This window comes from Streptomyces sp. So13.3 (assembly GCF_005860785.2).
Taxonomy (GTDB): Bacteria; Actinomycetota; Actinomycetes; order Streptomycetales; family Streptomycetaceae; genus Actinacidiphila; species Actinacidiphila fildesensis.
Genome location: NZ_CP048835.1, coordinates 6,314,656 through 6,326,513 on the forward strand (window position 1 = coordinate 6,314,656; position 11,858 = coordinate 6,326,513).

1 protein-coding gene is annotated in these 11,858 nt (G+C 74.3%); it reads left to right on the forward strand.

Going from position 1 to position 11,858, the window contains the following annotated elements; all coding sequences use genetic code 11:
- Positions 1-17: 17 nt before the first annotated feature.
- Positions 18-11,831, forward strand: coding sequence for a type I polyketide synthase (locus tag C8250_RS28480; RefSeq protein ID WP_244809417.1), 11,814 nt, complete (start codon positions 18-20; stop codon positions 11,829-11,831).
- Positions 11,832-11,858: the final 27 nt, after the last annotated feature.

Below are 11,858 nucleotides of genomic sequence, written 5' to 3' on the forward strand. Positions count from 1 at the left end.
GAATGGGTGAGGTTCAGGTGTCTGCAACGTCTGCATCGAACGAGAGAATCGTTGAGGCTCTGCGCGCGTCGCTGAAGGAGACGGAGCGACTGCGCGAGCAGAACCGCCAGCTCTCCGGCGCGGGCCACGAGCCGATCGCGATTGTGGGGATGGCCTGCCGGTATCCGGGCGGGGTCACGTCGCCCGAGGAGCTGTGGGCGCTGCTCGCGGCGGGCGGCGACGGGGTGTCGTCGTTCCCCCTGGACCGTGGCTGGGACGTCGAGGGGATCTACGACCCCGACCCGGACGCGGTCGGCAAGACGTACTCCCGGCATGGCGGTTTCCTGGACCGTGCCGCGGACTTCGACCCCGGCTTCTTCGGGATCAGCCCGCGTGAAGCGGTGGCCATGGACCCGCAGCACCGGCTGCTGCTGGAGTCGTCGTGGGAGGCGTTCGAGCGCGCGGGCATCGACCCGGCCTCGGTGCGCGGCAGCGCGACCGGTGTTTTCGCGGGGGTCATGTACGGCGACTACAGCGATGTCCTCGAACACGCCGCCGATGACGTCGAAGGCTTCCTGGGCGTCGGCGGCAGCCTCGCCTCCGGGCGGGTCTCGTACGCCTTCGGGCTGGAGGGCCCGGCCGTCACCGTCGACACCGCTTGCTCGTCGTCCCTGGTCACCGTGCACCTGGCGGCTCAGGCGCTGCGCACCGGCGAGTGCTCGCTCGCGCTCGCCGGCGGCGTCACCGTCATGGCCACCCCCGACACCTTTGTCGACTTCAGCCGCCAGCGCGGCCTCGCCCCCGACGGCCGCTGCAAGCCCTTCGCCGAGGCCGCGGACGGCACCGGCTGGGGCGAGGGCGTCGGCATGCTGCTCCTGGAGAAGCTCAGCGACGCCAAGCGCAACGGCCACCGCGTACTCGCGCTCGTGCGCGGCAGCGCCGTCAACCAGGACGGCGCGAGCAACGGACTCACGGCCCCCAACGGCCCCTCGCAGCAGCGCGTCATCCGGCAGGCCCTGGCCGGCGCCCGTCTCTCGGCCGACCAGGTCGACGCCGTCGAGGCGCACGGCACCGGCACCAAGCTCGGCGACCCGATCGAGGCCCAGGCGCTGCTGGCGACGTACGGGCAGGACCGCCCGGAGGGCCGGCCGCTGTGGCTGGGTTCGGTGAAGTCGAACCTCGGTCACACGCAGGCCGCCGCCGGTGTTGCTGGCATCATCAAGATGGTGCTGGCGATGCGGCACGAGGAACTGCCGCGCACGCTGGGCGTTGACGCTCCCAGTTCGCATGTCGACTGGAGTGCCGGTGACGTCGAGCTGCTGACGGAGGCGCAGCCGTGGCCGGCCGGGGAGCGGACCCGCCGCGCGGGCATCTCGTCCTTCGGCATCAGCGGAACGAACGCCCACGTCATCGTGGAAGAAGCCCCCGCAGAGGCCCTCGCGGCCGAAGGTGCCGCTGTCGACCTGCCGGTGGTGCCGTGGGTGCTGTCCGGCAAGACGCCCGACGCCGTCCAGGCCCAGGCCGCCCGCCTGCGGGATCACCTGCTCGCCGACGCCGAGCACGGATTCGACCCGGCCGCTGTCGGATACTCCCTGGCCACGACCCGTGCGGTGTTCTCCCACCGGGCGGGCGTCGTCGCCGCCGACCGCGACGGTCTGATCGCCGGACTGACGGCGCTGGCCGAGGGCGGCAATGCCCCCGGCCTCGTACAGGGCTCCGCTCACGGAGGCCGCACGGCGTTCCTCTTCACCGGGCAGGGCAGTCAGCGGGCGGGGATGGGGCGTCAGCTGTGCGCCACCTTCCCGGTGTTCGCGGAGGCGCTGGACGCGGTGTGTGCGGCGCTCGACGCGCACCTTGAACTGCCGCTCAAGGACGTTCTGTTTGCCGAGGCGGACGGCCGGTTGAACGAGACGGGCTTTACGCAGCCGGCTCTGTTCGCCCTGGAGGTCGCACTCTTCCGGCTGCTGGAGTCCTTCGGGGTCCGGCCGCAGGTGCTGGCGGGTCACTCCATTGGTGAGCTGGCCGCCGCACACGTCGCAGGGGTCTGGTCGCTGGAGGACGCGGCGCTGCTCGTTGCGGCTCGTGGCCGTCTGATGCAGCAACTGCCCGCCGGTGGTGCGATGGCGGCGATCCAGGCCACCGAGGCCGAAGTCCTGCCGCAGCTCACCGACAGGGTGGGGATCGCGGCCGTCAACGGGCCCACCTCCATCGTCGTCTCGGGTGACGAAGACGCCGTCGCTGCCGTCATCGCGCACTTCGACGCGACGGGTCGCAAGACCAAGCGCCTCACCGTCAGCCACGCCTTCCACTCCCTCCACGTGGAGCCGATGCTCGAAGAGTTCGGCACCATCGCAGCCGGGCTCACCTACACCGCACCGTCCATCCCGATCGTCTCGACGCTCACCGGCCAGGCCGCCACCACCGAAGAACTCACCGACCCCGCCTACTGGGTCCGCCACGTCCGCGAAGCCGTCCGCTTCGCCGACGCCGTCACCACCCTCCAGGACCAAGGCGTCACCAAGTTCCTGGAGCTCGGCCCGGACGCCGTTCTCACCGCGATGGCCACCGAATCCGCCACCGACACCACCACCCTCATCCCCGCCCTCCGCCGCGACCACAACGAAGCCCAGCTCCTCACCGAGGCACTCGTCCGCCTCCATGCCCACGGCGGCACCGTCTCCTGGCCGGCCTTCTTCGGCGCCGGGCACACTCCCGTCGACCTCCCCACCTACGCCTTCGAGCACCGGCAGTACTGGCCGCGCACGGTGGCGTCGACCGGTGACGCGACCGGGCTGGGGCTGCGTTCCGGCGGTCACCCGTTCCTCAGCGGTGCGATCACGCTGCCGGACACGGACAGCGTGCTGTTCACCGGGCGGCTCTCGCTCAACACCCACCCCTGGCTGGCCGATCACGCCGTCTCCGGCACGGTCATCGTCCCGGGAGCCGCTCTCGTCGAGATCGCCGTGCGGGCGGGCGACGAGGTGGGGTGCGGCACCGTCGAGGAGCTGACGCTCCAGGCGCCGCTGGTGCTGGGCGAGCAGGGTGCCGTTCAGCTGCGCGTGCAGGCGGGGGAGGCCGACGCGGGCGGGCTGCGGCCCGTCACGGTCTTCTCGCGGCCCGAGGACGCGCCCGACGACGCTCCCTGGACCTGCCACGCCGACGGCCTGCTGACGGCGTCGGTGCTGGCTCCCGACCCGGAGTTCGACTTCGCGCAGTGGCCGCCGGCCGGCGCGAGCGCGATCGACACCGGTCACCTCTACGACGACCTGGCGGCGTCGGGCCTGGAGTACGGCCCGCTCTTCCAGGGTCTGCGGGCCGCCTGGCGGCACGGGGACGACGTCTTCGCCGAGGTGTCGCTGCCCGAGGACGCCGGCGCGGACACCGAGGCGTTCGGACTGCACCCGGCGCTGCTGGACGCGACGCTGCACGCGATCAGCCTCGGCGACTTCGTCGAGGACGGCAGCGCGCCGCAGCTCCCCTTCGCCTGGTCGGACGTCGCCCTGTACGCGGCCGGTGCGAGTGTGCTGCGGATCAGGGTGTCGCCCGCGGCCTCCGGCAGCGGTGTGGCAATCCAGCTGGCCGACGCCGCCGGAGCACCGGTCGCGTCCGTGGGCTCGCTCGTGCTGCGCGCCCTCGCGGTGGATCAGCTGACGGCGACCGCCGGCGGCTCCGCCCACCACGAGTCGCTGTTCCGGATCGACTGGACTCCGCTCCAGGTCGCCGACGAGGCCAGCCCCGGCGGCAGTTGGACGCTGATCGGCGCCGACACGTTCGGCCTGGCCGACGCGCTCACCGCGGCGGGGGAGACCCTGACGGAAGCGACGGCCGAGGCCGAACTGACCCTCGCGCAGTTCACCACCGCCGGTTCCGCTTCCATCAGCACCACCGTGCACCGTGCTCTGGCGCTGCTCCAGGAGTGGCTGGACGCCGATCAGCTGCCCGGCGCGCGGCTGGTGCTCGTCACCAGCGGTGCTCTGGCCGCCGCTCCCGGCGACGCCGTCGCCGACCCCGGTGCGGCCGCGGTGTGGGGCCTGGCGCGGTCCGCACAGTCCGAGTACCCGGACCGGATCGTGCTCGTGGACCTCGACGGCACTCCGGCGTCGGCCGCGGCCCTGGTCCCGGCGATTGCCGCCGCGATCGCCGCGGACGAGCCCCAGCTGGCGCTGCGCGGCGGGCAGGCGCACACCGCGCGCCTGCTCCGCAGCTCGCCGGCCGACACTCTGACGACTCCTCCGGCCCATCCCGACACGGCCCCCTGGCGGCTGGACTTCACCGCCAGCGGGACCCTCGACAGCATCTACGTCGCCGACTTCCCCGAGGCGGCCGAGCCGCTCGCCGAAGGCCAGATCCGGGTCGCGATCCGCGCCGCGGGCCTGAACTTCCGCGATGTGATGAACGTGCTCGGCATGTACCCGGGCGACGCGGGCCGGCTCGGTCTCGAGGCGGCCGGTGTGGTCGTGGAGACCGGCCCCGGCGTCAGCGGGTTCGCGCCCGGCGACCGCGTGATGGGTCTGTTCTCGGGTGCGTTCGGGCCGCTCGCGGTCGTCGACCACCGGCTCGTCGCGCCGATGCCGATCGGCTGGACCTTCGCCGAGGCGGCCGCCGCACCGGTGGTCTACCTGACGGCGTACTACGCGCTCAACGATCTGGCCGGGCTGAAGTCCGGCGAGAGGATCCTCATCCACGCCGCCGCCGGCGGTGTCGGTATCGCCGCGGTGCAGCTCGCCCGCCACCTGGGCGCCGAGGTGTACGGCACGGCCGGCACCGGCAAGTGGGGGACGCTGCGCGGCCTCGGTCTGACCGACGACCGGATCGCGTCCTCCCGCACCCTGGACTTCGAGCCGAGCTTCCTCGGCGCGACCGGCGGCCGCGGCATGGACGTCGTCCTGGACTCCCTCGCCCGCGAGTTCGTGGACGCGTCGCTGCGGCTGCTGCCGCGTGGCGGGCGGTTCGTCGAGATGGGCAAGACGGACATCCGGGACGCGGACACGGTCGCCGCCGACCACCCGGGCGTCGCGTACCAGGCGTTCGACGTCATGGACGCGGGTCCCGAGCGGATCCAGGAGATGTACGCCGCTCTCCTGGAACTCTTCAACAGCGGCGCGCTGCTCCCTCTGCCCGTCACCGCCTGGGACGTACGGCAGGCGCCCGAGGCCTTCCGCCACATCGGGCAGGCCCGCCACACCGGCAAGCTGGTCCTGACGGTGCCCGCGCCGCTCGCCCCCGAGGGCACGGTGCTGATCACCGGCGCCACCGGCGCGCTCGGCGGGCTGCTGGCCCGCCACCTGGTCACCGAGTACGGCGTACGCCACCTGCTGCTCACCAGTCGGCGCGGTCTCAAGGCGCCCGGGGCCACCGAACTCGCCGCTGAACTCCAAGAGTTGGGCGCGAGCGTCACGTTCGCCGCCTGCGACGCCGCGGACCGTGAGGCGCTGGCCGCCACGCTCGCCGCGATACCGGCGGCGCGCCCCCTGACGGCCGTGCTGCACGCGGCGGGCCTGCTCGACGACGGCATCCTCGCGTCACTGACCCCCGAGCGCGTCGACCGGGTCTTCGGCCCGAAGGCCGACGCCGCCCGTCACCTGCACGAGCTGACCCGCGGCCTGGACCTCGCCGCGTTCGTGCTGTTCTCCTCGGCGGCCGGCACGTTCGGCAACCCCGGCCAGGGCAACTACGCGGCGGCCAACGCCTACCTGGACGCGCTCGCCGCGCACCGGCGCGGCGCGGGCCTGCCCGCGCTGTCGCTGGGCTGGGGCGCCTGGGCATCCGAGGGCGGCGGCATGGCCGACGTCCTGGAGGCGGCCGACCGCGAGCGGCTGGCGCGCTCCGGGGCGGCGGCGCTCAGCAGCGCCGAGGGACTGGCGCTGTACGACACGGCCGTCGGCCTCGCCGCCCACGCCCTCGTCCCGATGCACCTGGAACTGCCGGCGACCGCGGCGCCCGACGAAGTGCCGCCGCTGCTGAGGGCGTTGGTGCGGGCTCCGGCCCGCCGTACCGCCCGTGCCGCCACCGCCGGGGCCGCGCTGGAGCTCGGTCCGCGGCTGGGCGCGATGACCCTCGCCGAGCAGGAGGAGTTCCTGCTCGACCTGGTGCGCAGCAACGTCGCGGCCGTTCTCGGCCACTCCGGCGCCGAGGCCATCGACCCGTCCCGGGCGTTCAAGGACCTCGGGTTCGACTCGCTGACCGGTGTGGAGTTCCGCAACCGGCTCGGTTCCGCGGCCGGTCTGCGGCTGCCCGCCACCCTCGTCTTCGACTACCCGGCGCCGGACGTGCTGGCCACGTTCCTGCGCACCGAGCTCGTCGGCGAGCTGGCGGCGAGCGGTGCGGGACCGGTGGCGAGCACGACGGTCTCCGGTGACGAGCCCATCGCGATCGTCGGCATGGGCTGCCGGTTCCCCGGCGGGGTGCGCTCCCCGGAGGACCTGTGGCAGCTGCTCGCCACCCGCACCGACGCGATGGCCGGGCTGCCCGACGACCGCGGCTGGGACATCGAGTCGCTCTACGACCCCACGGGCGAACGCCCCGGCACCACGTACACCGACCAGGGCGCGTTCCTGTACGACGCCACCGACTTCGACGCCCCCTTCTTCGGCATCAGCCCGCGTGAGGCCCTCGCCATGGACCCGCAGCAGCGGCTGCTGCTGGAGACCTCGTGGGAGGCGCTGGAGCGGGCCGGGATCGACCCGGCCACGCTGCGCGGCAGCTCGACCGGTGTCTTCGCCGGTGTGATCTACCACGACTACGGCACCCGGCTCGGCGAACTGCCCGAGGGCGTCGACGGCTTCCTCGGGACCGGGACGTCCGCCGGGGTGCTGTCGGGGCGTGTCTCGTACGTGCTCGGTCTGGAGGGGCCGGCGATCACCGTCGACACGGCCTGCTCCTCGTCCCTGGTCGCCCTGCACCTGGCGATCCAGGCCCTGCAGCGCGGCGAGTGCACGCTGGCGCTGGCCGGCGGTGTCACCGTCATGGCCACCCCGGACACGTTCGTCGACTTCAGCCGCCAGCGGGGACTGGCCGCCGACGGCCGCTGCAAGGCGTTCGCGTCCACGGCGGACGGCACCGGCTGGGCCGAGGGCGTCGGCATGATCCTCGTCGAGCGGCTCTCCGACGCGCAGCGCAACGGGCACGAGATCCTCGCCGTGGTCCGCGCCAGCGCCCTGAACCAGGACGGCGCCAGCAACGGGCTCACCGCACCCAACGGCCCCTCCCAGCAGCGGGTCATCCGGCAGGCGCTGGCGAGCGCGGGACTGGCAGCCGCCGACATCGACGCGGTCGAGGCGCACGGCACCGGCACCCGGCTCGGCGACCCGATCGAGGCGCAGGCGCTCATCGCGACCTACGGCCAGGACCGGCCCGCCGACCAGCCGCTGTGGCTCGGCTCCGTCAAGTCCAACCTCGGGCACACCCAGGCCGCCGCGGGTATCGCGGGCGTCATCAAGATGGTCACCGCGCTCGGTCACGAGGAGCTGCCGGCGACGCTGCACGTCGGCGAGCCCAGCCCGCACATCGACTGGTCCGCGGGGAACGTGGAGCTGCTCACCGAGGCGCGGCCGTGGCCGCGCGGCGGGTCCGGCGCCCGCCGGGCGGGCGTCTCCGCCTTCGGGTTCAGCGGCACCAACGCGCACGTCATCCTGGAGGAGGCGCCGGCGGTCGAGCCGGCCGCCGCCATCGAGGAGCCGGACGCCCTCGCGCCGTTCACCGCCACCGACACCGCGCCCGTGCCGTGGCTGCTCACCGGCCGCAGCGAGATCGCGCTGCGCGCCCAGGCCCGCAAGCTGCACGCCCACCTGGCGGGCACGCCCGAGCTCGGTGCCACCGCGCTCGGCAGCATCGGGCACGCGCTGGCCACCACCCGCACGCCCTTCGAGCACCGCGCGGTGCTCGTGGGCGCGGACGGTCCGACGCTGATCCAGACCCTCAAGGACATCGCCGACGGCGTTCCCGCCGCCGGGGTCGAGGAGGGCCTCGCGGGCGCCCCCGGCAAGACGGTCTTCGTCTTCCCCGGCCAGGGCTCGCAGTGGATCGGCATGGCCGCCGAACTCCTGGCGACCTCCCCGGTGTTCAAGGCCCGCCTGGAGGCCTGCGCGGCCGCTGCCGACGAGTTCACCGACTGGTCGCTGCTGGACGTGCTGCGCGGTGTCGAGGGCGCCGCGTCCCTGGAGCGCGTCGACGTGGTCCAGCCCGCCCTGTGGGCGGTCATGGTCTCGCTCGCCGCCGTCTGGGAGTCGCTCGGCATCCGGCCGTCCGCCGTCGTCGGGCACTCGCAGGGCGAGATCGCCGCCGCGTGCGTCGCGGGGGCGCTCACCCTCCAGGACGCCGCCCGCGTCGTCACCCTGCGCAGCCTCGCGCTCGTCGGTCTCGCCGGCACCGGCGGCATGGTCTCCCTGCCGCTGCCCGCCGCCGAGGTCGAGGAGCTGCTGACCGCCTGGCCCGGCCAGATCTCGGTGGCCGCGAACAACGGCCCCTCCTCCACCGTCGTCTCCGGCGACCCCGGCGCGCTCGACGAACTGCTCGCCACCTGCGAGCGGCGCACCATCAGGGCCCGCCGCATCGACGTCGACTACGCCTCGCACTCCTCTCACGTGGAGTCGCTGCGCGAGGAGCTGGAGGACGTGCTCGCCCCCGTCCGGCCGCAGGTGGGACGTGTCCCGCTGTACTCCACGCTGGAGGACCGGCTGATCGACGGCAGCGAGATGGACGCCACGTACTGGCACCGCAACCTGCGACACACCGTCAAGTTCGAGCCGGCCGTACGGGCGCTCGCGCTCACCGGCCACACGGTGTTCGTCGAGTGCAGCCCGCACCCGGTGCTCACCGTCGGCGTCCAGGACACCGTGGCCGCCGCCGGGGCTGACGACGTCGTCGTCACCGGCACGCTGCGCCGCGACGACGGCGGCGCCGGCCGCGTCCTGACCTCCCTCGGGCGGCTGGTCGCGCACGGCGGACGCCCCGACTGGTCGGCGGTCTTCGCCGGCCGTACGCTGGAGCGCACCGGCCTGCCGACGTACGCCTTCCAGGGCGAGCGCTACTGGCTGGAGGCCGTCTCCGGGGCCGTGGACCCGGCCGGGCTCGGCCAGACGCCCGCAGGACACCCGCTGCTCGGCGCGGCCGTGGCGCTGCCCGACCGCGACGGCTATCTGCTCACCGGCCGGCTCTCCCTCAAGTCCCAGCCCTGGCTGGGCGATCACGCGGTCGGCGGGGTGGTCTTCGTCCCCGGGACGGCGCTGCTGGAGCTCGCCGTACGGGCCGGTGACGAGGCCGACTGCGGCACGCTGGCGGAACTGACCCTGGAGGCGCCGCTCGTCCTGCCGGAGCGCGGCGAGACGCAGCTGCGGGTCCTGGTCGACGAGCCCGCCGCCGACGGGCACCGCCCGGTCGCGGTTTTCTCCCGGCCCGAGGACAGCGACGAGGACACCCCGTGGACCCGGCACGCGAGCGGACTGCTGACCGCGGACACCCCGGCCCCGGGACCCGACCTCACCCAGTGGCCGCCGGCCGGCGCCGAGGCGCTGACGACGGAGAGCCTGTACGCGGACCTGGGCGCCGTCGGCCTGGACTACGGGCCGGTCTTCCGCGGACTGCGGGCGGCCTGGCGGCGCGACGGCGAACTCTTCGCCGAGGTCGAGCTGCCCACCGAGGCGGTCTCCGCGGCCGCCGACTACGCCCTGCACCCGGCGCTGCTGGACGCCGCCCTGCACGCCATCGCGCTCGGCGGATTCTTGGACAGCGATGAAGGGGAGGGGCCCTGGCTGCCGTTCGCCTGGTCGGGTGTCGCGCTGCACAGCGTCGGCGCCTCCGCCCTCCGGGTCCGGATCGCGGCGGCGCCCGGCAGCGGCGCCGTCACCCTGAACGTCGCCGACGCCACCGGCGCACCGGTCGCCGCCGTCGACTCCCTGCTGCTGCGCCGCCTCCCCCTGGAGGCGCTCGCCCAGCTCGGCTCGGCCGGCTCCGACCCGCACCGCGACTCGCTGTTCCGCGTCGAGTGGACCGCCGTCACGGCCCCGGGCGACCAGCCGCCGGCGCCCACGGACTGGGCGGTGTTCGGCGACGACCCGCTCTTCCCCGGCCTGCCGGAGATCTTCAGCACCGATGAGCTGGACGGTTCCATCGGTACCGTCCTGACGCCCGTGCACTGGCAGAGCGGCACCGAGGACACCGTCATGCAGGCGCTCGGCGATCTGCAGGTGTGGCTCGCCGACCCGCGCACCGACGGCACCACGCTGGTCGTCGTCACCCGTGGCGCGGTCGCCGCCGAGGCCGGCGAGGACATCGCCGACCTCGCGCAGTCCGCCGTCCACGGCCTGGTCCGCTCCGCGCAGTCCGAGAGCCCCGGCCGGATCGTCCTCGCGGACATCGGTACCGGCATCCCCTCGCGGACGCTGCTCGCGGCGGCGCTGGCCACCGGTGAGCCGGAGTTCGCGCTGCGCGACGGGAAGATCCTCGCCCCGCGGCTGGTCCGGGCCGAGGCCCGGGCCGACGCCCTGGCGCCGTGGCAGTCCGACGGCACCGTCCTGATCACCGGCGGTACCGGCGGTCTGGGCGCGCTCGTCGCCCGGCACCTGGTCGGCGAGCACGGCGTACGGCACCTGCTGCTCACCAGCAGGCGGGGCCTGGGCGCTCCGGGAGCGTCCGAACTCGTGGCCGAACTCTCCGAAGCGGGCGCCACCGTCACCGTCGCCGCCTGCGACGTCGCCGACCGCGACGCGGTCGCCGCGCTCCTCGCGTCCGTTCCGGAGGCGCGGCCGCTGCGCGGGGTGGTCCACGCGGCCGGTGTGCTCGACGACGCGACACTCGGCAAGCTCACCCCCGAGAAGCTGTTCGCGGTCCTCGCCCCCAAGGCCGAGGCGGCCCGCCACCTGCACGAGCTGACGGTCGCGGCCGGGACGGAACTGGACGCGTTCGTCCTGTTCTCCTCCTCCGCCGGGGTCTTCGGCAACGCGGGCCAGGCCAACTACGCGGCGGCCAACGCCTACCTCGACGCCCTCGCCGCCCACCGCAGGGCCGCGGCGCTGCCCGCCGTGTCCCTCGCCTGGGGCCTGTGGGCCGAGCCGAGCGGTATGACCGGACACCTGGCGAGCACGGACCTGGCGCGGCTGGCCCGCTCCGGCATCCGGCCGCTCAGCCCCGAGCAGGGCCTGGCCCTGTTCGACGCCGGAGTCGGCGGGACGGAGCCCGCTCTCGTCCCGATCGGCCTCAGCACCGCGGGCCTGCGGTCGCAGGCCGGCGACAGCCCGGTGGCGCCGCTGATGCGCTCCCTGGTCCGCGGCCCGTCCCGGCGCACCGCGCAGGGCGCGTCGGCGGCGGAGGACGGCGCCCAGGGCGACGCGCTGCGCAAGCGGCTCGCCGCACTGCCCACCGACGAGTGGGAGACCGTGCTGCTCGACCTGGTGCAGTCCTACGCGGCGGCGGTGCTCGGCTTCGCCGGCACCTCGGCGGTCGGCGCCACCCGCTCCTTCAAGGAGCTGGGCTTCGACTCGCTGACCGCCGTGGAATTCCGCAACCGGCTCGGCGCCGCCACCGGTGTCCGGCTGCCCGCCACCGCCGTCTTCGACCACCCGACCCCGCTGGCGCTCGCCCGGCTGCTCTACGGCGAGTTCGCCCCCGAGCAGACCGACCCGGCCGACGCCGTACTCGCCGAACTCGACCGCCTCGACGGCTATCTGCCGGAGGTGTCCCTCGACGACAGCGTCCACGCCGCCGTCACCGCCCGCCTGGAGGAACTGCTCTCCCGGTTCAGGAACCTGCGCGCCGGCGCGGGCGGCGACACCGGCGAGAACGTCAACGAACGACTGCAGGACGCCACGACCGACGAGGTCCTGGCCTTCATCACGGACGAACTCGGCATCGCCTGACGGCGCCCTGCACACCTTTGAGGAGAA